Origin of the sequence: Kitasatospora sp. NPDC088783 (assembly GCF_044750705.1) — a bacterium.
Classification (GTDB): domain Bacteria; phylum Actinomycetota; class Actinomycetes; order Streptomycetales; family Streptomycetaceae; genus Kitasatospora; species Kitasatospora fiedleri.
Genome location: NZ_JBIVKJ010000020.1, coordinates 22,576 through 47,909, shown reverse-complemented (window position 1 = coordinate 47,909; position 25,334 = coordinate 22,576). Strand labels below are relative to the sequence as shown.

The window sequence follows — 25,334 nt, the reverse complement described above, 5'->3', positions numbered from 1 at the left end:
CTCCCCCCTCGCGGGCTGACCCCGGAATCCGTTCCGGGGTCAGCCCGCTTTCTCGTGCCCGGTGGTGGAGGGGATGGCGGCGAGCTCCTCGTCCGGCGGCTGCCCGGTGCCGGAGACCACGTCGACCATCCGCACCTCGCCGTCCCGGTGGACCGCGTGGTAGTCGGCGGCGAATCGAAAATCCACGGCGCGGGCGCCCCGCGCCGCCGCCCGACGCCCCCGGACACGCCGTTCCACCCGGACCGCGGAACGGGTCCCTCCGATTCGTCCCCGTGTGCGAGTTTCGCGCCCGCCGCCGCGCGGGAGACTCCCGCACAACGCTCGCGCCCCGGAGGTGGCAGCCATGTCGGGCCCGGTCCGTCCTGTCGTCAAACGCACCGCCCGCGCGATCCTGCTGGACGTCGATCCGGACGACCCGCACGCGCCCGCCTCGCTGGTGCTGATCCGCCGGGTCCGCCCCGGCTCCCCGCACCCGTACTGGATCACCCCCGGCGGCGGCGTCGAGCCCACCGACCCGACGGTGGTCGCCGCCCTGCACCGCGAGGTGGACGAGGAGTTGGGCGGCAAGGTCACCGACGTGGTGCCCGCCTTCGTCGACACGGTGGCGCAGTCGCACCACGACGACGGCACCCCGGCGCACCCGCACGGCGTCAAGGTGCAGCACTTCTTCGTCTGCCGGCTCGCCGGGCTGGACGAGTCCCGCCGGCACGGCCCCGAGGTCGAGCGGCCCAACGGCGAGTACGCGGTCGTCCGGGTCCCGTTCACCCGCGAGGGCGTCACCTCGGTCAACGTGGTCCCGCCCAGCCTGCGCGCCTACCTCGCCGCCAACATCGAGGGCGTCCGCGCCCTGCTCGCCCCCGACCTCGGCTGAACCACCGCCGCCTCACCCGCCCCGTCGGTCCTCCCGCGCCGCCAGGTCGTGCCGGACCCGCCCCTCCGGCACCCCGCAGCGCCGCAGCACCGCCGCCCCGGACCGCACCATCGCCGCCGGGCCGCTCAGGTACGCCGTGAAGCCGCGCCAGGGCGCGTACCGGGCCACCGCCTCCGGCAGGTCCCCGACCAGCGCCCCGACCGGCCCGACCGGCTGCTCCGACACCACCGGACGCACCGTCAACCAGGAGTGCTCGGAGGCCAGTTCGCGCAGCTCCTCCAGCCGGTACAGCTCCTCGGCCCGCCGCGCCCCGTAGAACACCTCCACCCGGCGCCCGGCCGCGCCCCGCTCGGCCACCTCCTCGACCAGTGCGGCGATCGGCCCGATCCCGGTGCCGCCGCCCAGGCACAGCAGGTCCTCCCCCGCCGCGTGGTCCACCGTCATCGCGCCCTCCGCCGCCCCCAGCCGCAGCACGTCGCCCGGCCGCGCCCGGTGCACCAGCGCGTTGCTCACCCAGCCCGCCGGCACCGCCTTCACGTGCAGCGTCAGCAGCCCGTCCGGCCGCGGCGCCGAGCCGAACGAGTACGGCCGCCACACCCGCGGCCACCACGGCGTCTCCACCGCCGCCCACTGCCCGGCCCGGAACGGGTACGCCTGGTCCGGACGGAGCGTCAGCACCGCGACGTCCCGGGTGGCCTGGCGGTGCTCCACCACCTCGGCCTGCCACCACGGCGGGGCCGAGCGGGCCTCCTCGTCGGCGCCCTCCGCCATCAGCCGGGCCACCAGCGCCAGCAGCCGCCGCCAGGCCGCCTCGGTCCGCTCGTCCCAGCCGCTGCCGCCGTACCGGGCCAGCGCCGCCACCAGGCAGTCCGCCACCGAGGCGTAGTGCCGGGGCAGCGCCCCGTACGTGCGGTGCCGCCGCCCCAGCGGGCCCAGGTACCCGCGCAGTTCCTCCGGGTCGCCCGCCCGGGACGCGCAGAGCCGCAGCGCCTGGAACAGCCGGGCGCGCTGCTCGTCCATCGCGGCCGGGAACATCGCCCGCAGCTCCGGGTGGCGCAGGAACAGCAGCGCGTGGAAGTGCGCCATCGCCCGGTCCGCGTCCGGCGCCACCGCGGCCAGACAGGCCCGCACCAGCACCAGGTCCTCGGGACCCGGCGGCTGGACCGGCGGCGCGTCCGCCCCGGCCGGCTCCAGCGCGGGCGGCGGCTCGACCGCCGCCGGCACGCCCCAGGCCCGGCTCCACCGGTCGTCCGGACCGACCCGGTTCAGCGCCGGCGCCGGCCGGAACAGCGGCTCGAACGACACCGGGACGGCCGCCGACGGCACCGGCACCACCGCGGGCACCGGTGCGGGCACCGTCGGCGCCCAGGTCGGCTTCGCCGGCACGGCCGGCACCGGGGTCAGCCCGGCCGGCCCCGTGGCGGCGGTCGGCTCCCCCGGCTTCCCCGGCTGCACCGGCCCCAGCGGGAACGGGAGCCCGGAGGCGGCCGGGAACGCGGCCGGGAACGGCCCGGGCTCCGGGGCCGGACCCGACCCGGCGGAGGGCTGCTCCGCCGGATCGGACGGCTCCCGCTGCTCCGGGGCGGTCGGAGGTTCGTCCGCCGGCTCGGCCGGGGCGGACGGGGTGGACGGGGTGGCGGCGGGCTCGGCACCGGAGGGCACGGGACCGGCCGCGGTGCCCCGGCCGGCCTCCACCTTCGACGGCCTGCTCTCCCGGACGAGCTGACGAGCGCTCAAGAGAATCGTTTCGCTTCCGATCGACCTGTGTACTGACGCCCCAGCACAGTGACACCGACCGCACAGCTCATCCGACGAATCCGGGGAACCCCGGACATCCGGGCCGTCCACCCGCTACCCTCACCCGCCGGGCGGCGCCCCCGTGGAGCCCGGCCGGACCCCACGGCGCGCCACCGCGCACCACCGCACGCTCCCGAAGTTCACGGCGCGCCCCGGCAGGTCACCGCGCACCCCGACAGGTCACAGCACCCGCAGCAGCGTCCCCGGCCGCTCCACGCAGTCCGCGACGAACCGCAGGAAGCCGCCCGCCGTGCCCCCGTCGCACACCCGGTGGTCGAAGGTGAAGGAGAGCTGGGTGACCTGGCGGACCGCCAACTCCCCCTGGTGCACCCACGGCTTGGGGGCGATCCGCCCCACCCCGAGCATCGCCGCCTCGGGGTGGTTGAGCAGCGGCGTCGAGCCGTCCACCCCGAACACGCCGTAGTTGTTCAGCGTGAACGTCCCGCCGGTCAGCTCCGCCGGGGCCAGGGTGCCCTCCCGGGCCGCCCCGGTCAGCCGGGCCAGCTCCTCGGACAGCCGCTCGGTGCCCAGCCGCCGGGCGTCCCGGACCACCGGCACCAGCAGGCCGCGCGGGCCCTGCGCCGCGAACCCCAGGTGCACGGCCCGGTACCGGCGCACCGAGTCGCCCTCGACGCTCGCGTTCAGCTCGGGGAAGCGCTCCAGCCCGGCCAGGCAGATCCGGGCCAGCAGCGCCAGCACGCTCACCTTCGGGCCCGGCACCTGGTTCAACTGGGCCCGCAGCGCCATCAGTTCGGTGGCGTCCGCGTCCACCCAGCAGGTCGCGGCCGGGATCTCCCGGTGGCTGCGGGTCAGCTTCTCGGCCACCGCCCGGCGCAGCCCGCGCAGCGGCACCAGTTCCTCGTCCGGGTCGGTTCCACGTGGAACGGCGACCGGCTCGGGCGCGGCGGTCGCCCCGATCGCCCGCTCCACGTCCCGCCGGGTGACCAGCCCGTCCGGCCCGCTCCCGGCCACCTCGGTCAGGTCCAGTCCGTGCTCCCGGGCGATCCGGCGCACCAGCGGCGAGATCACCGCCACCACGGCCGGAGCCGCCAGCGGAGCCGGAACCGCAACGGGCTCGACCACCGCAGCGGACGCGGGCGCGGCCCCCGGCAGCACCCGCCGCCGTCCGGCCCGCCGGGCCTCGGCGACCCCGTACCCGACCAGCGGGCGCTCCACCGCGGGCTCGGCGGCCGGGGCGTCCCCGGGCGCGGGCGCCACCGCGACGGTCACCAGCGGCGCGCCGACCGGCACCTCCTGCCCGACCTCGCCGTAGCGCGCGGTCACCACCCCGCCGTACGGGCAGGGCACCTCGACCACCGCCTTGGCGGTCTCCACCTCCACCACCGGCTGGTCGACGGCGATCACCTCGCCGACCTCGACCATCCAGCGCACCACCTCGGCCCCGGTGAGCCCCTCACCGAGGTCGGGCAGCGTGAACTCGCGGACCACGGGCACCGCCATCACTCCTCCCATTGGAGCCGGGCGACGGCGTCCAGGATCCGGTCCACCCCGGGCAGGTGGTGGTGCTCCAGCATCGGCGGCGGGTACGGGACGTCGAAGCCGGTGACCCGCAGCACCGGCGCGGCCAGGTGGTGGAAGCACTTCTCGGTCAGCCGGGCGGCGATCTCCGCCCCGGCCCCGCCGAAGCCCGCCGACTCGTGCACCACCACGGCCCGGCCCAGCGAGCGGACCACCTCGCAGGCGGTGGCCTCGTCGAACGGCACCAGCGAGCGCAGGTCGAGCACCGCCAGGTCCCACCCCTCGGCCTTCGCCGCCTCGGCGGCCTCCAGGCAGACCGGCAGCGAGGGCCCGTAGGTGACCAGCACCGCGGAGCTGCCGGGGCGGCGCAGCACGGCCTTCCCGATCGGTTCGACGGCCGCCGCCGGGTCCCACCCGTCCTTGCCCCAGTAGAGCCGCTTGGGCTCCAGGAACACCACCGGGTCGTCCGAGGCGATCGCGGCCCGCAGCAGCCCGTACGCGTCGGCGACGGTGCCGGGGGTGACCACGTGCAGGCCGGGCGTGGCGGCGTAGTACGCCTCGGAGGCGTCGCTGTGGTGCTCGACGCCGCCGATGCCGCCGCCGTACGGGATGCGGACGGTGATCGGCAGCGGGAGCTTCCCGGCGGTGCGGTTGCGCATCTTGGCGACGTGCGAGAACAGCTGCTCCAGCGCCGGGTAGGCGAAGGCGTCGAACTGCATCTCGACCACCGGGCGCAGCCCGTACATGGCCATGCCGACGGCGGTGCCGAGGATGCCGGCCTCGGCCAGCGGGGTGTCCAGGCAGCGGTCGGGGCCGAACTCGGCGGTCAGGCCGTCGGTGATCCGGAAGACGCCGCCGAGCGCGCCGACGTCCTCGCCGAGCACGTGCACGGTGTCGTCGGCGCGCAGCGCGTCGCGCAGCGCGAGGTTGAGGGCCTGCGCCATGGTGCCGGTGCGCAGGCCGGACTGCTCGCGGGTGGCGGTGCTCATCGGCCGTGCACCTCGGCCTCCGCGGCGAGTTCGGCGGCCAGTCGGGCGGCCTGCTCGCGCAGTTGCTGGGTGGGTTCGGCGTAGACGTGCGCGAACAGCGACATCGGGTCGAGCTCGGGGTCGGCATGGAACTCGGTGCGCATCCGGGCGGCCAGCTGCTCGGCCCGCTCGGCGGCGTCGGCGACCAGTTCCCCGTCCAGCAGGCCGCGCCCGCGCAGGGCGTCCTCCAGCAGCCGGACCGGGTCGTGCGCCTGCCAGGCGTCGACCTCCTCGGCCGACCGGTAGCGGGTGGCGTCGTCGGCGTTGGTGTGCGCCTCGACCCGGTAGGTGAGCGCCTCCACCAGGGTCGGGCCGCCGCCGGTGCGGGCCCGCTCGACGGCCTCGGTGAGCACCTGGTGCACGGCGAGCGCGTCGTTGCCGTCGACCAGCCGGCCGGGCATCCCGTAGCCGACCGCCTTGTGGGCCAGGGTCGGGGCGGCGGACTGCCGGGTCAGCGGGACGGAGATCGCGTAGCCGTTGTTCTGCACCAGGAACACCACGGGGGCGTGCAGCACGGCCGCGAAGTTCAGGCCCTCGTGGAAGTCGCCCTCGCTGGTGCCGCCGTCGCCGAGCAGGGCGAGCGCCACCGTGTCGTCGCCGGCCAGCCGGGCGGCGTGCGCCAGGCCGACGGCGTGCGGGACCTGGGTGGCCAGCGGGGTGCAGAGCGGGGCGGTGCGGGTGGCGCGCGGGTCGTAGCCGGTGTGCGCGTCGCCGCGCAGCAGGGTGAGCGCCTCCAGCGGGTCGACGCCGCGGGCGACCACGGCCAGGGTGTCCCGGTAGGAGGGGAACAGCCAGTCCGCGGGGCGCAGCGCGAGCGCGGCGGCCACCTGGCAGGCCTCCTGGCCGGTGGAGGCCGGGTAGACGGCGAGCCGGCCCTGCTTGGTGAGGGTGGTGGCCTGCTGGTTGTAGCGGCGGCCGGCCACCAGCCGCCGGTACAGCTCGCGCAGCAGTCCGGGGTCGGCCGCCTCGGCGGCGGGGGTGCCCAGCACCCGGTACGGCTCGGCGTCGGGCAGCAGCGGGGCGGGGTCGGTGCGGGGCGCGGTGGCGCCGGGCCGCCAGCCGGGCACGTCGGCCGGGTCGGCCGCTCCGGCTCGGGCGGCCTGCTTCCTGTGGTCCAGGACGGTCATCTCGGGCACCTCCGGGGTGATGGGGGCTCCCTACCGATTGTTCGGTCGTCTGGTCAACTTGACCATATCCCCGTCAAGACGGTGGACAGTCGGCCGAAAGGGAGGTCTGCTGGGGCCAGCACGTCCAATCACGAGGGATGGGGGGCCATGTCGGCTGAACAGGTGTCCAGACTCGACCGGGTGGACCGGTCGATCCTGCGGCTGCTGCAGCAGGACGGCCGGGCCTCGATCCGCTCGGTGGCCGAGCGGGTGCACGTGTCCCGGGCGAACGCGTACGCCCGGATCTCCAGGATGGTCGAGGACGGCGTGATCCGCGGCTTCACCGCCCGGGTCGACCACGAGAAGGCCGGGCAGGCCGCGTCCGCGTACGTCACGCTGCGGATCGTGCAGAACTCCTGGCGCACCGTGCGCGAGCAGCTGCTGCGCCTGCCCGGGGTGGCGCACATCGCGCTGGTCGGCGGCGACGACGACGTGCTGATGCTGGTCCACACGGCGGACAACCGGGCGCTGCGCGAGCTGGTGCTGGGCAGCATCCAGTCGATCCCGGAGGTGCTGGGCACCCGCACCATGCTGGTGTTCGAGGAGACCGACCAGATCCCGGCGGACGGCCCGTAGCGGGGCCGGGGCCGGCCGGCGCCCGGCGGGTCAGCGGGCGCGCAGCCCCTCGAAGGCGAACCGGGCCACCGCGTCGGGCAGCGCCTCGGTGCCGCGCTGGCCCGGGCGGTACCACTCCACCAGCGAGTTGACCGTGCCGAACAGCAGCCGGGTGGCCAGCCGGGGCTCGACGTCGGCGCGCAGCTGTCCGGCGGTGACGGCGTCCTGCACCAGCTCGGCGACCCGGTGGTCGAAGTCGCGCCGCCGCTCCAGCGCCCACTGCTCGGTGCCGGTGTTGCCGCGCACCCGCAGCAGCAGCGTCACGTACGGCAGCTCGGCCAGCAGCACCTCGGCGGTGCGGCGCACCACGTGCTCCAGCCGGTCCACCGGGCGGCCCGCGACGGCGGCCGGCTCGTCGAGGATCGCGAACAGCGCGTCCAGCGCCCGGCCGACGGCGAGGCGCAGCAGTTCCTCCTTGCCGCGCACGTGGTGGTAGATCGAGGACTTGGAGATCCCGGCGGCCCTGGACAGGTCCTCCATCGAAGTGCCGTCGTAGCCGCGTTCGTTGAAGACCCGCACGGTGACGGCGAGCAGCGAGTCGACGGTGTAGGCGGCGCGCGGGGAGTGATCGGCCATGCGACGAGTATCCCCGGGGCCGCGGCGGCCCGCCCCGGCGGGTGGTCTCAGATCCCGGCCCGGCCGGTGCCGTCCACGGCCTCGGACCCGGCCCCGGACCTGGCCCCGGGCCTGATCGCCGACCGGGCCGCCGACCGGGCGGCGGTCCGCCCGGCCGCCCCCGCGGTGTCCTCGGCGACGAAGTAGGCGGGCCGGCGCTGCACCGCGCTGTAGATCCGGGCCACGTACTCGCCGAGCAGTCCCACGCAGATCAGCTGCACCCCGCCGATGAACAGCAGGCCGACGAAGAGCGAGGTCCAGCCGGGCACGGTGGCGCCGACCAGGTAGACGGTCAGGCAGAAGGCCAGTAGCAGCAGGCAGGTGAAGAAGGCGACGGTGCCCAGCCAGGTGGCCAGCCGCAGCGGGGCGGCGGAGAAGCCGGTGATGCTGTCCAGGGCGAGCCGGACCATCTTGGTCAGCGGGTACTTGGTGCTCCCGGCGACCCGCTCCTCGCGGACGTAGCGCACCTCGCCGCTGGGGAAGCCCAGCCAGGGCACCAGCAGCCGGTAGACCCGCTGCTGGTCGGGCAGTTCCCGGAGCGCCTCGACGGCCTCCCGGCTGAGCAGCCGGAAGTCGCCGGCGTTGGACGGCACCTGCCGCCCCACCAGGCGGCGGATCAGCCAGTAGTAGCCGCCGGCCGTCCAGCGCTTGAAGCCGGTGTCGGTGGAGCGGTCCTCGCGCACCCCGTACACGATGTCCAGGCCCTCGCGGCGGGCCAGTTCCAGCATGTCGGGGATCTTCTCCGGCGGGTCCTGGAGGTCGGCGTCGATGCTGGCCACGTAGTCGCCGACGGCGTGGTCGAGACCGGCGGTCAGCGCGGCCTGGTGGCCGCTGTTGCGGCGCAGCCGGACCATCCGCAGCTCGGGCCAGTCCGCGGACAGGTCGCGCAGCAGGGCGGCGGTCTTGTCGGTGCTGCCGTCGTCCACCGCGAGCACCTCGTAGCGGGCGCCGAGGCCGTCCAGCACCGGGCGCATCCGGGCCGCGAAGGCGGGCAGCGCGTCCTCCTCGTCGTACATCGGGACGACCACCGACAGCAGGGTGCCCTCCTGAGCCGCTGCAGTCATCAGTTTCTCCCGCCGAGTGGGTGACGTCCGTCCGATGGTGGGGAGTGTAGCCACGTGCCGTCCCGTCAGGTACGGACCAGTGGTGCGTGCCGTAGGCTCGCCCGAGAATCCGGGCGGCCCGGCGGGGCCCGAGACCCAGACAGGACCTGATGGCGATGGCAGCGAGCCCCGACACCGAAGTGGCCGAGCGACCCGATCCGCCCGTGGAGAGCGGTGCCCCCGCGCCGGGCCCGCGGGCCTGGCTGCGGCACGTCCTGGCCGAGTACGGGCCGGCCCTGGCGGTGTTCGCGGCGGTCCGGCTGATCGCCTTCACCTCCTTCATGTGGCTGCTGTCCTGGTCCGGCGAGTACCTGACCAAGGACCCGCGGTTCGGCGGCGGCAAGCACGTCTGGGACGTGCTCGGCGGCTGGGACGGCTGGTGGTACCAGCAGGTCGCGCTGAACGGCTACGACCCGAAGCTGCTGCCGTCCACCTCCGGCCCGTGGACGCTGGAGCAGAACTCGGTCGCGTTCTTCCCGCTCTACCCCGGCATGATCAAGATGGTCTCCGCGGTGACCGGCCTGAACACGCTGGGCGCGGGCATCGCGGTCTCGGTGCTGTCCTCGTTCGTCGCGGCGGCCGGCATCTACGCGGTGGCCAAGCTGCTCGCGGGCCACCGGGCGGCGGTGATCGCGGCCGCGGTCTGGGGCCTGTTCCCGGGCTCGGGCGTCGAGTGGGCGGTCTACTCGGACTCGCTGTTCGTCGCGCTGGCCGCCTGGGCCTGCTACTTCGTGATGACCCGCAACTGGCTGGCCGCGGGCGTCACCTCGTTCGTCGCGGGCCTGAACCGGCCGACCTCGGCCGCGCTGGCCGCGGCGGTCGGCGTGGCCGCGCTGATCGCGCTCTGGAAGCGCCGGGACGGGGTGCTCGGCCCGCTGGCCGCGCTGGTGATCGCCCCGCTCGGGTTCGTCGGCTACATCGCCTGGGCGAGCTGGCGGATGGGCAGTTGGACCGCCTACTTCGACCTCCAGCGCGGGGCCTGGCTGCACTTCTTCGACTGGGGCAAGCACACCGGCAACGTGCTCCGGAACCTGCTGTTCGGGCACCACGACTACATCTTCGGCTACCCCACCGAGGACCTGATCGCGCTGTTCCTGGTGTTCTCGCTGCCGATACTCGTCTTCCTGCTGGTCCGGATGCGCCCGCCGGTCTTCCTGCTCGTCTACACCGGCATCACCCTGGTCCTGGTGCTCGGCAGCCAGCAGATCTTCGGCAACACCTCCCGCTACCTGCTGCCCTGCTTCCCGCTCTTCCTCCCGATCGCGGTCGGCCTCAAGCGGCTGTCGCGGGTCTCGCTGGCGGCCACCCTGGGCACCGTCGCGCTGGCCTCCGGCTGGTACGCCGGGTACGTGCTGTTCGAACTGGGTATCCCGTAGAGCGCGGCCGACCCCCACGACGGCCGTCCCCGGCTCCCGGGGGCGGCCGTCGCGCGTCCGCCCGCCCGGCGGCGGACCGGACCGGGGGCGGACCGGGGCCTTGCACCGACCGATCGTTCGGTTACGCTGAGGAGCGTCCCGCCCCGCCCCCGTGAGGAGCGCACCATGTCCGCTGCGACCCCCGCCCTGCCGGTCGCCGAACTGCTCGCCCGCCACCAGGACACCCTCGACCGCGCCCTGGCCGCGATCGCCGAACGCGACTACTGGTCGCCGTACCCGGAGTTCCCCAAGGCGTACGGGGAGAACGCCGTCGCCGACGGCAAGTCCGCCTTCGAGGCCCTGCTGGGGCGGGAGTTCGACCTCCCCGGCCACCCCGGCGGCGGCACGCCGGTCAGCGGCGAGACCTCCCCGTACGGCCTCGAACTGGGCGTGCTCTACCCGCACGCCGAGCCGGACGCGCTGCTGGCCGCGCTGGAGGCCGCCCGGCCCGGCTGGGCCAAGGCGTCGCCCGCCGAGCGGGCCGCGGTCTGCCTGGAGGTGCTGGCCCGGATCAGCGCCCGCACGCCCGAGTTCGCGCAGGCCGTGATGCACACCACCGGCCAGGCGTACGGCATGGCCTTCCAGGCCGGCGGCCCGCACGCCCAGGACCGCGGCCTGGAGGCGGTGGCGTACGCGTACGCCGAGCAGACCCGGCTGCCCCGCTCGGCGCGCTGGACCAAGCCCCAGGGCAAGCGCGAACCCCTGGTGATGACCAAGGAGTTCACCGCCGTGCCGCGCGGCACCGCGCTGCTGATCGGCTGCAACACCTTCCCGACCTGGAACGGCTACCCGGGCCTGTTCGCCTCGCTGGCCACCGGCAACGGCGTGCTGGTCAAGCCGCACCCGCGCGCCGTGCTGCCGCTGGCGCTGACCGTCCGGATCGCCCGCGAGGTGCTCGCCGAGGCGGGCTTCGACCCGAACCTGGTCTGCCTGGCCGCCGAGCACGAGGGCTCCGCGATCGCCAAGGTGCTGGCCCTGCGGCCCGAGGTGAAGCTGATCGACTACACCGGCTCCACCGGCTTCGGCGACTGGCTGGAGGACAACGCCCGGCAGGCGCTGGTGTACACCGAGAAGGCCGGCGTGAACACCGTCGTGCTGGACTCCACCGACGACTACCGCGGCATGCTGGACAACCTGGCCTTCTCGCTCAGCCTGTACAGCGGCCAGATGTGCACCACCCCGCAGAACCTGCTGATCCCGCGCACCGGCGTCCGCACCGAGGACGGCGAGCGCTCCTACGAGCAGGTGGTGACCGACTTGGCCGCCGCCGTCCAGGGCCTGCTCGCCGACGACACCCGGGCCGCCGCCCTCCTGGGCGCCGTGGTCAACCCGGGCGTGCTGGCCCGCAGCGCCGCCGCGGCCGGCGGTGAGTACGGCGAACTCGCCCTCGCCCCAAGGGTGGTGGCCTCCGCCGAGTTCCCCGGCGCGACCATCCGCACCCCCGCCCTGGTGAAGGCCGACGCCGAGAAGCCGGACGACCGGGCCCGCTTCCTGGCCGAGTGCTTCGGCCCGGTGGCCTTCGCGGTCGCCGTGGAGTCCACCGCCGCCGCCGTCGAACTGCTGCGCCGCACCACCGTCGAGCACGGCGCGATGACCGCCGGCGCCTACACCACCGACCCCGCCGTCGAGACCGCCCTGGTGGACGCCTGCCTGGAGGCCGGCGTCTCGCTCTCGCTCAACCTGACCGGCGGCGTCTACGTCAACCAGACCGCCGCCTTCTCCGACCTGCACGGCACCGGCGCCAACCCGGCCGCCAACGCGGCCTACTGCGACGCCGCCTTCGTGGCCTCCCGGTTCCGCACCGTCGAGGTCCGCAAGTAACGGCCCGCCGGAGCGGGTTCGACCACCCGGCCCGGACGGCTCCGCCACCGGAGCCGGGTGGTCGAACCGCTCGCGGGGCCGGCCCGGGGCTATCCGGTGAACGTCGCGGGCAGGCCGAACGGGAGCACCGGTAGCGCGGCCCTCGCGGCACGCATCGCGTCCCGGACCCGCGCGGCCCCCGCCCGGGTGGCCGCCGCTCCACCGCCGACCGAGACCGGCCGGGGGACGAGGCCCGCGCAGGGGGCGCAGACGCCGGGACGGGGTACGGGGTCGTGGCAGGTGGCGCACTCGGCGTAGCGGGCCGCGGCCGGGCGGGCGGCGGCGGGTTCGGGCGGCATCTTGCGCTCCAGGCGGTTGCGGAGCACGGCGGCCGCCGAGTGCAGCGGGACGGGCAGGCCGGGCAACAGGGCGGCGGCGAGGTCCGCGGTGCTCGCCCCGCGCTCCTGCCACCCGGCGACCAGGGGCGCGAGTTCCTCCGCCTCGGCCTGGCCGAGCCGCAGGCGCGGCTCCGGGCGGATCACCCGCAACAGCGTGGCGGCCGCCCCGCGGACCCGCTCGTCCGACACCGGCGGCAACTCCGCCACCTCCCGCCGCCCGGCGGACCCGGCGGGTCCGGTCGGTCCGGCGGGGAGGGAGGGTTCTTGGTACCGGTCCTTTGGAAGGGCCTCACCCCCGGTGGTGGCTGGTGCACCGGAGCCCGGGAAGGTGACACCCGGGAGCGGCGGGAGCTGCGGGGTGTCGTAGACGTGGTTCTCGCTGACGACCGTCCCGTCGGGCAGCCGGTTCTTCTCGACCCGGTAGAACCCGGCCCGGGCCAGTTCCCGCAGCGCCTGGTAGACCGCCTTCCGCCCCTGCGGACTGCTGTCCGCCATCTGCCGCCCGTCCTCCCGCCAGCCGTCCGGCCGGGACAGCAGGTCGACGAGCAGACCGCGGGCGGTGTAGGAGAGCTGCCGGTACTGCAACACCGCATTGGGCAGCACGGTGAAATTGCGCGCGTGGGCGCTACGATGAACTCGCATCGGGAGGTACGACTCCTGTTGTCAGGCCCCGGGGTGTTGGCGCACCGCCGGGGTCAAACTTTTCCACTTGTGGTGGGGAACGTAGCACACGTACCAGCCGAAAACCGACATGATCGACAAGCGGTCACTCCCGCCCTCCCCCAATCATGATCGATCGTCAAACGCCACTTCCCACAAGACATTTGACACCTCTGCCACCCACCCCCACCCACCCGTCCCGTCCCCGGACGCCGCCGCATCCGCTGCGGATGCGGCGGCGTGAAGGCCGGCCCGCCGGCGGTGCCACCACTTGCTGGACGGAGTTATCTCTGAGAGTATTCTTGTGCAAGGTCCCATGTGTTCCTGGAGAGCACTCAGGGGATCTTGCTCTCGTGGGCCCCCGGTTCTTCCGGGGGTTTCTGCGTTTCAGGCGCCCCGGTTTCAGGCGCCCCGTTCGTCGTCCATCCACACGATGCCTTCGTGGCCGTGGCCTTCGAGCCAGTGGCCGCTGAGCCGCCGGTACGCCTTGGACATGCCTTCCACCGGCTGGACCTTGGGCCAGATCTCGGGGTGCTGGGCGACCAGGTGGTGGAAGGCTGCGTAGCCGACCATGTCCGCGGCCTGGATGAACTGGCTGAAGCGGCTGTCCTGCATGATCGGGTCCTCCAACACGCGGCGGGAAGCCAAGGGCAGGGCGCGGTGGTGGTCTCGGTAGGGCTTGGCGTTGCGCACCGCCTGGTTCCACTGCTCCTGGGCCTGGGCGGGCGTGAGGGCACCGGTGTCGTGGGGGCCTGACTGGCCGTCGTAGAAGACGAGAACCCTGGTGTCGTTGTCGAGCGCCCAGGTCTCCAGGCGGTCGGCGAAGGCTTGGTAGACGGCGGGGGTCTGGGGGGGTGCGCCCAGCCACGGTCATCACGCGCAGGCTTCCGCAGCGAGCGAGACGCTGCATCATCAGCTCGTGGGCCCGGCGACGGGCCGAGCGGCTGAAGGCGGCGTTCTGCTCGTCGGTCGCGCGGGGACGGCCACGCCCTTTGACGAAGTCCTTGGCATGGAGTTCGACGTTCTTCGGCACGCCCCAGGTCTCGTCGAGCTCGCGCCGGCCTTCGAGCCAGCAGTGGAGCAGGTCGCTCCAGCCGTCCTCCGGCACGAGCAGCCCGGTCAAGGTGCGGGCGTTGTTCGCTCCGGAGTCATCGGCGTAGCAGAAGTACACGTCGGAAAATATAGCTGTGCCCGTGGACGGCCGGAGCAGGTCTCGTTCTGTACCGGTTCCCCGCCACCACCACGCGAGAAGCGGGCCCGGACGCCGCCCCACAACGGTGTCCGGGCCCGTGCCCTGTCCGGAGGGGAGGGGGACAGGGAGTTGCTGAAAGCCCCTACGCGCGCCTCGGGTTGAACACCCACACTCGCAGCAGCACGAACCGCACCAGCGTCGCGGCCGCGTTCGCCGCCACCAGCACCGCCAGCTCGACCCCGGGCCCGGCGTCCGGGGCCGCCGCGTGCAGGACCGCGACGCCGCCGCTGGTCAGGGCCAGGCCGACCAGGAAGGCCAGGCCGCCCTCCAGTTGGTGCTTGAGGGCGTCCCGGCGGCCGGTCACCCCGAAGGTGAAGCGCCGGTTCGCGGCGGTGTTGGCCACCGCGGTGACGGCCAGGGCCAGCGCGTTGGCCGCCAGGGCGGGGGCCAGTTGCCGCAGCCCCAGGAAGAGCAGCAGGTAGGCCAGCGTGCACAGGCCGCCGATCACCGCGAAGCTGACGGTCTGCCAGCCCAGCCCCGGCGGGACCTGGGCCCGGCGCACCCGGTCCGGCAGGTCGACGCTGCCCCGGCCGGCCAGGGTCCGCCGGGCCACCCGGGCCATGCCCCGGAGGTCGTCGAGCACGGTGCGGACGATGTCGACCCGGCTGTCCGGGTCGTCCACCCAGTCCACCGGCACCTCGTGGATGCGCAGCCCGGACGCCTCGGCGAGCAGCAGCAGTTCGGTGTCGAAGAACCAGGCGTTGTCCTCGACCTGCTCCAGCAGCCGCTTGACCACCTCGGTGCGGCCCGCCTTGAACCCGCACTGGGCGTCGGAGAACTTGGCCGCCATGGTGGCCCGCAGCAGCAGGTTGTAGGTGCGCGAGATGAACTCCCGCTTCGGGCCGCGCACCACCGCCGAGCCCCGGTGCAGCCGGCTGCCGATGGCCAGATCGCTGTGCCCGGACAGCAGCGGCGCGACCAGCGGCAGGAACGCCTCCAGCCCGGTGGACAGGTCGACGTCCATGTACGCCACCACGTCGGCCGTGCTGGTGCCCCACACCTGCCGCAGCGCCCGCCCGCGGCCCTTGAGGTCCAGGTGCACGGCGCGCACCGGCCCGAGTTCCGCGGCGAGCGCGGTGGCGACCTCCCAGGTGCCGTCGACCGAGGCGTTGTCCGCCACGGTGATCAGGTAGTCGTAGGGGAACGTCTCCGACAGGTAGGCGTGCAGCTCACGGACGCAGCGCTCCAGCGAGTGCTGCTCGTTGTAGACGGGTACGACGATCTCCACGAGCCTGGTCCGCACCACGGCGTCGGCCCGTTCCCGGCCGTCGGCCGCCGGTGCGGGGCGGAGGGCCGGGCGCATCGCTGGCTGTGTCATGGGAAGGAGGTTCACAGCCCCTGATGGGCCCGCGATGATGGCAGCCTGAGAGCGCGCTGAGAACCCGGGCGACGTGGACTCCGGTCCGGTGACCACCGGCCTCTGCGGCAAGACGACGGGAGAGACGGATGTCCGAGACGGAGTTCACCGCCGACGTGCTGGTGGTCGGCGCCGGCCCGACCGGCCTGCTGCTGGCGGGCGACCTGGCGGCGGCCGGCCTGCGGGTGACGGTGCTCGAGAAGCGGGCCGAGGAGTCGAACCTGACCCGGGCGTTCGCCGTGCACGCCCGCACCCTGGAGCTGCTGGACGCCCGCGGCCTGGCCGACGAGCTGATCGCCACCGGCCGGGCGATGCCCTCGCTGCAGGTGTTCGGCCGGCTCCGGGTCGACCTCGCGGGCCTGCCCACCCGTTTCCCGTTCGTGCTGGTCACCCCGCAGTACCACACCGAGCGGGTGCTGCGGGAGCGGGCCGTCAAGGCCGGTGCCGACCTGCGCCGCGGCACCGAGGTGACCGGCCTGCGGCAGGACGGCCGGGGCGTCACGCTGACCGCCCGCACCGCCGGGGGCGAGCGGTCGTTCCGGGCCCGCTACGCGGTCGGCGCGGACGGCGTGCACTCGGCGGTGCGCGACCTGCTGGGCGTCCCGTTCCCCGGCGAGTCCGCGGTGCGCTCGGTGATGCTGGCCGACGTCCGGCTGGAGCGGGAGCCGGACGAGCCGCTGACGGCCGGCGCGGGCGAGGCCGGGTTCGCCTTCCTGGCCCCGTTCGGCGACGGCTGGTACCGGGTGATCGGCTGGAGCCGCGAGCACCAGGCGCCGGACTCCGACCCGGTGGTGCCGGCCGAACTCTCCGACCTGCTGCGCGAGGTGATGGGCCGTGACTTCGGGGTGCGGGAGACCCGCTGGACCTCCCGCTTCCACAGCGACGAGCGGCAGGTGCCCAGTTACCGCTCCGGCCGGGTCTTCCTGGCGGGGGACGCCGCGCACTGCCACTCCCCGGCCGGCGGCCAGGGCATGAACACCGGCCTGCAGGACGCCGCCAACCTGAGCTGGAAGCTGGCCGCCGCCGTCCGCGGCTGGGCCCCCGACGCCCTGCTGGACACCTACCAGACCGAGCGCCACCCGGTCGGCCGGGCGGCGCTGCGCTCCTCCGGCGCCCTGGTCCGGCTCGCCCAGGGCGCGCACGCCCCGGCCCGGGCGCTGCGCTCGGCGCTCGGCGCGGCGGCCGGGCACCTGGGCCCGCTGGCCGAGTTGGGCGCCAAGCAGGTCTCCGGCATCGGGTACGCCTACCCGGCCGAGAAGGGCGCCCACCCGCTGGTCGGCCGCCGCGTCCCGGACCTGCGGCTGGCGGTGGACGTGCCCGGCGGCCCGGCCCGGCTGCACGAGGCGCTGCGCTCCGGCAAGGCGGTGCTGGTCAGCAACGACGAGCTGTCGGTGGCCGACTCCTGGGCGGAGCGGGTGGTCACCGCGGCCCCCGCCGACCCGCACGGCAAGCTGCGCGACACCGTGCTGCTGGTCCGTCCGGACGGGTACGCGGCCTGGGCCTGCGCCGACCCGACCCGGGGCGAGCTGCGGGCGGCGCTGGGCCAGTGGCTGGGCCGCCCCTGACATTCAGTTGTGCCCGCCTCCCGCGGAAAGGGAATTCGGTTCATAAACTGAATTCCCCCACCCTTTCACAGTTGACTGTTTTTTAATAAGCAATTGCCCGGCCATGGGCCTTTTCCCGGGAGTTCTCTGAGAGATTCTGGCGAGCGTTTTCGAAACCCGGAACGCCGCCAGATATTCCGGAGGAGCCCGTGCGACCCCGCTCGCTCGCCCTTGCCGCCGCCCTCGCGGTCCTTCCCCTCACCGCCGTCTCCCTGGGCAGCGCCACCGCCCAGGCCGCCCCGACGCCGAACGCCAACGCCCGGGTGGCGCTGCCGCAGACCGTGACCCCGGCGGTCGCCCGCTCCCACAAGCAGGGTGACGTCCCCGCCGACCGCCGGATATCCGTGGCGGTCTCGCTGAAACTGCGCAACACCGCCGAACTGGACCGTTTCCTGGCCGCGGTCGCCACCCCGGGCACCGCCGAATACGGCCACTACCTGACGCCCGCGCAATTCACCGAGCGCTTCGGCCCGACCGCGTCCGACGTCGAGCAGGTCCGGGCGTTCCTCACCGCCCAGGGCCTGAAGGTCGACTCGGTCAGCGACAACCGCCAGGTGGTGAACGCCACCGGCACCAGCGCGCAGGTCGCCGCCGCGTTCGGCACCCACGAGTCGACGTACACCGACCCGCAGCAGAGCGGCCGGACCTTCTTCGCCAACGACGCCGCCGCCTCGGTGCCGGCCGCGCTGGCCGGTGTGGTCGAGGGCGTCAGCGGCCTCAACGACCACACCGTGCGCACCACCCGGATCGCCAAGCCGGGCGCCGCCACCCCGCACGCCACCCCCTCCGGCTTCGGCCCCTCCACCTACGACGGCGCCTACCGGCTGAACCAGCTGGGCGCCGACGGCACCGGCTCCACCGTCGCGCTCTGGGAGTTCGACGGCTACAAGTCCTCCAACCTGACCACCTACGACAGCCAGTTCGGCCTGTCCGGCCCGGCGGTCAGCACCGTCCCGGTGGACGGCGCGAACTACGACTCCAAGCCCGGCGACGGCCAGGGCGAGGTGGAGCTGGACTCCGAGATCGTCCGCGGCGTCGCCCCGAAGGCCACCCAGCTGGTGTACGAGGCGCCCAACAGCGACCAGGGCGAGATCGACATGGCCGCCAAGATCGTCTCGGACAACCGGGTCTCGGTCATCTCCATCTCCTGGGGCTCCTGCGAGCCGGACACCACCGCCTCCTCGATGACCGCGGTGAACAACTCCTTCAAGCAGGCCGCCGCCCAGGGCATCTCGATCTTCTCGGCCTCCGGCGACGACGGCTCCCGGGACTGCACCCGCTCCGACTCCGGCTCCTCGGTGAAGGCGGTGGACTTCCCCGCCTCCAGCCCGTACAACACCGGCGTCGGCGGCACCAACCTCAAGGTCTCCGGCACCACCTACGGCTCGGAGAGCGCCTGGTCCACGGCCGGCGGCGGCGTCTCCACCCAGTTCGCCAAGCCGAGCTGGCAGACCGGCACCAACGTCACCGGCACCCAGCGCACCGTCCCGGACGTCTCCTCCAACGCCGACCCGAACAGCGGCTTCGCGATCTACACCCAAGGCACCAGCAGCCCCGGCTGGCAGGTCTACGGCGGCACCTCGGCGGCGGCCCCGCTGTGGTCCGGCTTCGCCGCGCTGTACAACCAGAAGGCCAAGGCCGCCACCAAGCCGGTGCTCGGCGAGGCCAACCCGAAGATCTACGCGGTCACCAACTCCTCGTCGTACGGCAGCGCCTTCCACGACGTCACCAGCGGCAAGAACCAGGACTTCTCCACCAAGGCCGGCTACGACCAGGTCACCGGCTGGGGCACCCCGATCGCCGACGGCCTGACCGCCGCCCTGCTCGGCTCCGGCGGCACCACCCCGCCGCCGCCCACCGGCTCCTGCACCGCCGCCCAGCTGCTCGGCAACCCCGGCTTCGAGACCGGTAGCGCCTCCCCCTGGACCGCCAGCTCCGGCGTGGTCAACAACTCCACCTCGCAGGCCGCCCACGGCGGCTCCTGGAAGGCGTGGCTGGACGGCTACGGCTCCAGCCACACCGACAGCCTCTCCCAGTCGGTGGCCGTCCCGTCCGGCTGCACCGCCAAGCTGAGCTTCTGGCTGCACGTCGACACCGCCGAGACCGGCAGCACCGCGTACGACAAGCTGACCGTCTCGGTCAACGGCACCACCGTCGCCACGTACTCCAACCTCGACAAGAACACCGGCTACGCGCAGAGGACGATCGACCTGTCCTCGTACGCCGGACAGACCGTCACGGTGAAGTTCAACGGCGTGGAGGACTCCTCGCTGCAGACCTCCTTCGTGCTCGACGACACCGCGCTCAACGTGTCCTGACCCCCTGTCGGCACCGGTGCCGGGAGACCCGCCCAGGGTCTCCCGGCACGGGTGTGTCAGGAGTGTTTCCGATTCGCTCCGCCCGCGAAATACTTGTCGTGACCACTGTCATATGTCCTGATTGATGACGTAGCCTCTCAACCCTCAATAGGGTTCCCACACGCTCGGCGGCGCACCACCGACGCCCCGCCGACGCACCGTGGGGCCGGGGGGCGGACCCGCCGAACCCGCCGGGTGGGAAGGGTGTCGCATGGGCTCACAACAACCTCAGCACTCCGGTCGGCTCCGGCTGGTCGGCCAGCGCGAGCACAGCGGCCGGCCGCCGTCGGCCGGCGGCGGCGAACAGTCGCCGGTCGGCGTCGGCGCCCCGCCGGTGGGCGTGTCCGTCCCGCCGACCGGCCTCGGCAGCACGCCGACCGGCCTCGGCGCCCCGCCGACCGGCATACCCGTCCCGCCGGTCCTGCAGAGCGGCTTCGCCGACGTGCTCAACGCCGCCATCGAGACCAGCGGGCTCAGCCTCGACCGGATCCGGGCCGCCCTGGCCAAACAGGGCGTCAGGGTCAGTGTCACCACGCTCAGTTACTGGCGGCGCGGCCGCAGCCAGCCCGAGCGCGCCACCTCGCTGCGCGCCGTCCACCTGCTGGAGGAGCTGCTCGGCCTGCGGCACGCCGCGCTCACCTCGCTGCTCGGCCCGCCCCGCCCGCGCGGCCGCTGGGTCACCCAGGGCCCGGCCCCCGACGGCCTGCGGGTCGAGCAGGTCTGGCCCGGCCAGGCCGAACTCGCCGAGGTCTTCGCCGAACTCGACGCCCCGCCGGCCGGCCAGCTGGAGCGCCAGTCCATCCACGACGCCTACTACGTCGACGCCTCCCGCCGCGGCCACCTGCTGCGGATGCGCCAGGTGGTCCGCGCCACCGTGGACGGCGTCACCCGGCACGTGGTGGTCCACAAGGCCGACGAGGGCGTCCAGACCTGCCCCGAGATCACCTCCGTCCGGCACGCCCGCCTCGGCCGGGTCCGCCGCCGCCCGCTCAGCGGGCTGCTGGTCGCCGAACTGCTGCTCGACCGGCCGCTGGGCCTCGGCGACTCCACCGTCCTGGAGTACGAGGTGCAGATCCCCGACTCCGGCCCCACCATCGACTACGGACGCTTCTTCGCCGCGCCGGTGCGGGAGTACGTCCTCCAGGTGCACTTCGACCCCGCCACCGTCCCCGTCCAGTGCGAGCGCTTCGACCGCGCCCCCGGCGCCGAGGTCGACCGCCACCGCGAGCCGCTGTGGATCGGCGCCTCGGCCAGCGCCCACGTCCTCACCGCCGACCAGCAGCCCGGCCAGGTGGGCATCCGCTGGCAGTGGGAGTAGCCGCGGCGCCCGGTCCGGCTCCCGCGCGGCCCCGTCCCGCCCTCCCCTTCCCTCCGCTTCCTTCCCCATCCTTCCCTTTCCTTCCCATTTGCTCCCTTTCGTTCCGCTTCGTCATGTTTCCTTCCGTTTCATCCGCTTTCATCCGTTTCACCCCTTTCCTCCCACCGGTCGCGGCCTACCCCGCCACGCCCGACCCCGCGGTGCGGCCGTTCACCCGAACCGCCCTGCCGGACCGCCCATCGGGTGGTCCGCACCGCTCCCCCCGGGGAACGTGAGTCCCACTCACCGAGGAAAGGCAGGACCCCGTGCTGATGGAGTTCAGCGATGTCGAGCCGGACGCCTCCTGCGGCTGTCCGGGCTGCGCCGACCGCCGCCTGGCCCGTTCGCTCGCCGCCCGGCCGGGCCGGTGCTCCGCCCGCGGGGCGCGCCGCGCGGCCTTCCTGCTGGCCGCCGTCGGCGGCGTCCTGGGCGCCGGGACGGCCACCGTCACCGCCGCGCCGCGCACCGACAGCAGCCCGTCGACACCCGACTCGCCCCAGGGCGAGGTGGCCGGCCCGTACGGCGCCGAAGCCCAGCCCGAACGCTCGATATCCGCCCGGCCCGCCACCACCCGGGCCGAGATCCTGCAACGGGCCCGGGCCTGGGTGGCCCGGAAAGTGCCGTACAGCATGAGCACGTACTGGTCCGACGGCTACCGCCAGGACTGCTCCGGCTTCGTGTCGATGGCCTGGGGCCTGGGCAGCAGCCAGACCACCTGGACCCTGCCGGACTTCGCCGACCGGATCGCCAAGGACGACCTCCAGCCCGGTGACGCGCTGATCTACAACAACCCCAAGGACCCGCAGGGCGGCTCGCACGCCGTGCTGTTCGGCGGCTGGCTGGACGCCGCCCGCACCAGGTACACCGCCCTGGAGCAGACCCGCCCGGGCACCACCGAGCGCAGCACCCCGTACGCGTACTGGAGCAACGCGAGCGGCTACCTCCCGTACCGCTACAAGGGGTTGAGCCAGCCGATGCCCGCGCCGGACGCCGACGCCTTCCCGGGGGCGGACACGTTCGGGCCGGGGAAGGTCAACCCGTACGTGACGCGGCTGGGCACCATGCTGGTCGAGCGCGGCGGCGGGCGGTTCTACCACGAGGGCCCCAGCCCCGACTGGGGCGAGGCCGACCGGCAGGCCACCGAGGCGTTCCAGCTGGCCCAGGGCTGGCGCGGCGCCGAGGCCGACGGCTACCCCGGCAAGGACACCTGGGACCTGCTGGTGCACCACAAGGGCAAGGACATCCCCCCGGCCGCCCCGGCCGCCACCACCACCCCCGCGCCCGCCCCGGCTCCCGGCACTCCCGCGCCCGCGCCCGGCACCCCCGCCCCGCCGCCACCGACCGCTCCGGCCGCGCCGACCACCCCGTCCGCTCCGGCCGCTCCGCCCTTCCCGGGCGCCGGCCGGTTCGGCCCCGGGCAGGTCAACGACGACGTGCTGCTGCTCGGGCAGCAACTGGTCCGCAAGGGCTACGGCGCCGCCTACCGGGAGGGCCCGAGCCGGGACTGGGGCGAGGCCGACCGCCTCAACGTGGCCGCCTTCCAGCGCGCCCAGGGCTGGACGGGCGCCGAGGCCGACGGCTACCCGGGCCCGCACACCTGGAAGCTGCTGTTCGCCTGACCTCCGGCGGGAGCGCGCTCAGGGCGCGGCGTGCTCCCGCACCCACGCGTGCATGGCGATCGCGGCGGCGGCCCCCGCGTTGATCGAGCGGGTGGAGCCGAACTGGGCGATCGAGCAGACCGCCGCCGCGTGCTCCCACGCCTCGGGCGTCAGCCCCGGCCCCTCCTGCCCGAACAGCAGCACGCAGCGCTCGGGCAGCCGGAAGGTCTCCAGCGGCACCGCGCCCGGCAGGTTGTCGATGCCGATCACCGGCAGCCCGCGCTCGGCGGCGTACCCGGCCAGCGAGGCCACCGAGCCGTGGTGGCGCACGTGCTGGTAGCGGTCGGTGACCATGGCGCCGCGCCGGTTCCAGCGCCGCCGCCCCACGATGTGCACCTCGCCCGCCAGGAAGGCGTTCGCGGTGCGCACCACCGAGCCGATGTTGAAGTCGTGCTGCCAGTTCTCGACCGCGACGTGGAAGCCGTGCCGCCGGGTGTCCAGGTCCGCGACGATCGCCTCGTGCCGCCAGTAGCGGTAGCCGTCCACCACGTTGCGGCGGTCCCCGGCGGCCAGCAGCTCCGGGTCCAGCCGGGGGTCGTCGGGCCACGGCTCGGGGTGCGGGCCGACGCCGATCTCCCGGTCGTCGCCAAGGTCGTCGTACTGCGCGCCCAGCTGGGGCACCGAGGTGTCGCTCACGCCCCCAACGGTACGGGCTCCGGACGGGCCGGCTGCGGCCGCGTCCGCACCGCGCGCTCCAGCTCGGTCAGGGCCTGCATGACCAGGCGGGCCCCGGCCCGGACGACGTCGATCCGGTCGTCCCGGGGCAGCGCGGCGAGCTGGTGGTCCCAGGTCCGGTGGGCCTCGCGCAGCAGGGTGAAGTCGACGTCCTGGCCGAGCAGCACCGCGGCGGCGGCCAGCGCGGTGGCGTCCCGCAGCTCCTCGCCGAACGCGCCGGCCCCGGGCACCGGCGGGGCGTCCTCGCCGGGCAGGTGGGCCTCCAGCAGGACGGTGGAGCGGTCCAGCATGCCGACCGCGGAGCGGGCCTTGTCGAACTGCTTGCGGCTCAGCTCCGGCACCTGCTCGGAGTGCCGCACCGGCTCCACCTCGGCCCGGTCCAGCGCCGCCAGCATCTCGCTGCGGGCCTCCCGTACGTCCAGCAGCGCCGGCCGCACCTCCCGCTCGGCCCGGCCGCCCGCCGGGTCCCCGTACGCGCCGAACACCGCCGCCGCGTACCGCCCCGCCGAGGCCAGCCACTCGGCGAGGCGCTCCGGCAGCCGGGCGGTCTGCCAGGTCGGGAACAGCGCGTACGCGGCGAGCGCGACGAAACCGCCCAGCAGCGTCATCGACACCCGGTCCACGGCCAGTCTCACCGGGTCGCCGGGCTGGAGGCCGAGCAGGAACACCACGTACGAGGAGATCGCCACCGTCATCACCGCGTACCCGGTGCGCATGGTCAGGTAGGCCAGGCCCATGCAGCACACCGCCAGCACCGCCAGCACCCAGTCCCCGGGGTCGAACAGCTGCACCACGGCGGTGGACAGCAGCACCCCGGCGGCCGTCCCGGCCACCCGGGCCACGCCGCGGCTGAAGGTCTGCGCGAAGTCCGGGCGCATCACCATCGCGGAGGTCATCGGCGCCCAGTAGCCGTGCTCGATCCGCAGCAGCCGGGACGCCAGGTAGGCGGAGGTGACCACCACGGCCATCCGCACCGCGTGGTGGAAGATCGCCGAGTGCCGGTGCAGCTGCCGCCCGACGGTGGCCAGCGCGGCGGGCGCCAGCTTGACCAGCGGCGGGCGGCGCAGGCCCGGGGCGGGCTCGCCGCGGGTCTGCACGGTGGTGCGGTCCTGCCGGTCCAGCCGGTCGGCGGCCCGGCCCAGCAGGCCGGAGAGCCGGCGGGCCGAGCGGCGGGCGGCGCCGCGCAGCAGGTCCTCGCCGCTGCCGGGGCGGGCCAGCGCCAGGCCGGGGGTGTCCCTGGGCAGCCGGACCGGGTCGCCGCTGCGGATCGCCCGGGCCAGCGCGTCCAGCACGTCGGCGGCGGCGGCCAGCACCTCGCGGGCCCGGTCCCGCTCGGCGCCCTCCTCGGCGGCCCCGACCCGGGGGTCGGCGAGCGCGGCCAGTGCGGGGCGGATCCGCTCGGCGATGGTGCGCAGGCCGCGCAGCTCGGGCGGGCGGCGCCTGGCCTGCCAGGCGGTCAGCGCGGCGGCCTGCCGGCCGACGATGAACGGCTCCGGGTCGACCTGCGCCACCGGGTCGTGGCGCAGCCGGCGGGCGTAGTCGCCGAGCCCGGCGTAGATGTCGGCGAGCGCGTCGCGCTGGGCCCGCCAGCTGTCGATCGGCCAGACCGTCACCACCAGGGCCTGGACGGCGCCGCCGACCGAGCAGAGCAGTCCGTGCTCGACCGCGGTGGGCACCGACACCGGCAGCTGCACCACCACCATCATCACGGCCAGCGTGTTGGCGGCGACCACGCCCGCGGTCGGCCCGATCGCCCAGGCCAGCCCGGCACCGAACGCCCACAGCGCGAGCACCACCGGGAACGCGCCGGGAACGCCCACCGCGACGTAGCCCAGGAAGGTCGACAGGCCCAGCCCGGCGGCCGCCGCCAGCGCCAGCGAGGCGCGCGGCCGGAACGAGCGCTGGAAGGTCGCGGTGCCGGCGATGAACGCGCCCATCGCCGCCGAGGTCGCCTGCGCGGGTCCGTACAGGAACAGCGCCGGGAAGACCACCAGCGCGGCGGCCACCGCCCCGCGCAGCGCACGCCTGGGGTTGGTCAGCGAGCGGTCCACGGTCAGCCCGGCCCGTGCGGTGTCGCGCAGGGCCGTGAACCAGGACATACCGCGAGCTTATCGACTTTTCGCCACG

Annotated in this window: 20 protein-coding genes; 8 read left to right on the top strand and 12 right to left on the bottom strand. The window is 74.6% G+C overall.

What is annotated here, in order from left to right; all coding sequences use genetic code 11:
* Positions 1-39: 39 nt before the first annotated feature.
* Complete coding sequence (locus ACIP60_RS33930; protein ID WP_400692163.1) at positions 40-186, bottom strand: hypothetical protein; 147 nt, start codon at positions 184-186, stop codon at positions 40-42.
* A 157-nt stretch (positions 187-343) separates the two neighbouring features.
* Between ACIP60_RS33930 and ACIP60_RS33925 the strand changes: the two genes are divergently transcribed.
* Positions 344-871 carry an NUDIX domain-containing protein gene (locus ACIP60_RS33925; protein ID WP_100837183.1) on the top strand — a complete coding sequence of 176 codons (528 nt, stop codon included), beginning with the start codon at positions 344-346 and terminating at the stop codon, positions 869-871.
* 12 nt (positions 872-883) lie between these two features.
* Here ACIP60_RS33925 and ACIP60_RS33920 read toward each other — a convergent pair whose 3' ends face one another.
* The 4 genes from ACIP60_RS33920 to pdhA form a co-directional block, all read right to left on the bottom strand.
* Positions 884-2,608 carry a globin domain-containing protein gene (locus ACIP60_RS33920; protein WP_400692159.1) on the bottom strand — a complete coding sequence of 575 codons (1,725 nt, stop codon included), beginning with the start codon at positions 2,606-2,608 and terminating at the stop codon, positions 884-886.
* A gap of 240 nt (positions 2,609-2,848) precedes the next feature.
* A complete protein-coding gene (locus ACIP60_RS33915; RefSeq protein WP_400692156.1) occupies positions 2,849-4,129 on the bottom strand; it encodes a dihydrolipoamide acetyltransferase family protein in 1,281 nt (426 codons plus the stop codon).
* Entirely contained in the window at positions 4,129-5,136 is a 1,008-nt protein-coding gene (locus ACIP60_RS33910) for an alpha-ketoacid dehydrogenase subunit beta (protein ID WP_282202006.1), read from the bottom strand. The genes ACIP60_RS33915 and ACIP60_RS33910 overlap by 1 nt, the downstream gene beginning before the upstream one ends.
* Entirely contained in the window at positions 5,133-6,302 is a 1,170-nt protein-coding gene (gene pdhA, locus ACIP60_RS33905; RefSeq protein ID WP_400692152.1) for a pyruvate dehydrogenase (acetyl-transferring) E1 component subunit alpha, read from the bottom strand. Before pdhA ends, ACIP60_RS33910 begins: the two co-directional genes overlap by 4 nt.
* A 147-nt stretch (positions 6,303-6,449) precedes the next feature.
* Here pdhA and ACIP60_RS33900 point away from each other — a divergent pair, with 147 nt between their 5' ends.
* The gene (locus ACIP60_RS33900) at positions 6,450-6,917 is read left to right on the top strand and encodes an Lrp/AsnC family transcriptional regulator (RefSeq protein ID WP_233533760.1); all 468 of its coding nucleotides are present in this window, start codon (positions 6,450-6,452) and stop codon (positions 6,915-6,917) included.
* A 30-nt stretch (positions 6,918-6,947) separates the two neighbouring features.
* Here the strand turns inward: ACIP60_RS33900 and ACIP60_RS33895 are convergent, their stop codons facing one another.
* On the bottom strand, positions 6,948-7,532 hold the full coding sequence (locus ACIP60_RS33895) for a TetR/AcrR family transcriptional regulator (RefSeq protein ID WP_100837187.1): 585 nt from the start codon (positions 7,530-7,532) through the stop codon (positions 6,948-6,950).
* Between the two features lie 47 nt (positions 7,533-7,579).
* Complete coding sequence (locus ACIP60_RS33890) at positions 7,580-8,635, bottom strand: glycosyltransferase family 2 protein (protein ID WP_400692147.1); 1,056 nt, start codon at positions 8,633-8,635, stop codon at positions 7,580-7,582.
* Between the two features lie 149 nt (positions 8,636-8,784).
* Between ACIP60_RS33890 and ACIP60_RS33885 the strand changes: the two genes are divergently transcribed.
* Both ACIP60_RS33885 and paaN read left to right on the top strand, forming a co-directional pair.
* Positions 8,785-10,050 (top strand): hypothetical protein, encoded by a 1,266-nt coding sequence (locus ACIP60_RS33885; RefSeq protein WP_400692144.1) that lies wholly within the window; start codon positions 8,785-8,787, stop codon positions 10,048-10,050.
* Between the two features lie 165 nt (positions 10,051-10,215).
* Positions 10,216-11,910: a phenylacetic acid degradation protein PaaN gene (paaN, locus tag ACIP60_RS33880; RefSeq protein WP_400692141.1), complete on the top strand. Its 1,695-nt coding sequence runs from the start codon at positions 10,216-10,218 to the stop codon at positions 11,908-11,910.
* An 89-nt stretch (positions 11,911-11,999) separates the two neighbouring features.
* On the opposite strand, the gene ACIP60_RS33875 is transcribed toward paaN, so the two are convergent.
* The 3 genes from ACIP60_RS33875 to ACIP60_RS33865 form a co-directional block, all read right to left on the bottom strand.
* Positions 12,000-12,929: a hypothetical protein gene (locus tag ACIP60_RS33875; RefSeq protein WP_400692138.1), complete on the bottom strand. Its 930-nt coding sequence runs from the start codon at positions 12,927-12,929 to the stop codon at positions 12,000-12,002.
* Between the two features lie 420 nt (positions 12,930-13,349).
* Positions 13,350-13,760 carry a DUF3800 domain-containing protein gene (locus tag ACIP60_RS33870; protein WP_400692296.1) on the bottom strand — a complete coding sequence of 137 codons (411 nt, stop codon included), beginning with the start codon at positions 13,758-13,760 and terminating at the stop codon, positions 13,350-13,352.
* A 521-nt stretch (positions 13,761-14,281) separates the two neighbouring features.
* On the bottom strand, positions 14,282-15,517 hold the full coding sequence (locus ACIP60_RS33865) for a glycosyltransferase (RefSeq protein ID WP_400692135.1): 1,236 nt from the start codon (positions 15,515-15,517) through the stop codon (positions 14,282-14,284).
* Between the two features lie 128 nt (positions 15,518-15,645).
* On the opposite strand from ACIP60_RS33865, the gene ACIP60_RS33860 reads away from it, so the two are divergent.
* The 4 genes from ACIP60_RS33860 (at position 15,646) to ACIP60_RS33845 (ending at position 22,493) form a co-directional block, all read left to right on the top strand.
* Positions 15,646-17,121, top strand: a complete 1,476-nt coding sequence (locus ACIP60_RS33860) for an FAD-dependent oxidoreductase (RefSeq protein ID WP_400692132.1) — start codon at positions 15,646-15,648, stop codon at positions 17,119-17,121.
* 188 nt (positions 17,122-17,309) lie between these two features.
* A complete protein-coding gene (locus ACIP60_RS33855) occupies positions 17,310-19,478 on the top strand; it encodes a protease pro-enzyme activation domain-containing protein (RefSeq protein WP_400692130.1) in 2,169 nt (722 codons plus the stop codon).
* A 250-nt stretch (positions 19,479-19,728) separates the two neighbouring features.
* Entirely contained in the window at positions 19,729-20,835 is a 1,107-nt protein-coding gene (locus ACIP60_RS33850) for a hypothetical protein (RefSeq protein ID WP_400692127.1), read from the top strand.
* Positions 20,836-21,146: 311 nt separating this feature from the next.
* The gene (locus ACIP60_RS33845) at positions 21,147-22,493 is read left to right on the top strand and encodes a peptidoglycan-binding protein (protein ID WP_400692124.1); all 1,347 of its coding nucleotides are present in this window, start codon (positions 21,147-21,149) and stop codon (positions 22,491-22,493) included.
* Between the two features lie 18 nt (positions 22,494-22,511).
* Here ACIP60_RS33845 and ACIP60_RS33840 read toward each other — a convergent pair whose 3' ends face one another.
* Both ACIP60_RS33840 and ACIP60_RS33835 read right to left on the bottom strand, forming a co-directional pair.
* Complete coding sequence (locus tag ACIP60_RS33840; RefSeq protein ID WP_100837195.1) at positions 22,512-23,168, bottom strand: TrmH family RNA methyltransferase; 657 nt, start codon at positions 23,166-23,168, stop codon at positions 22,512-22,514.
* Complete coding sequence (locus ACIP60_RS33835; RefSeq protein ID WP_400692120.1) at positions 23,165-25,306, bottom strand: FUSC family protein; 2,142 nt, start codon at positions 25,304-25,306, stop codon at positions 23,165-23,167. Before ACIP60_RS33835 ends, ACIP60_RS33840 begins: the two co-directional genes overlap by 4 nt.
* Between the last annotated feature and the right edge of the window lie 28 nt (positions 25,307-25,334).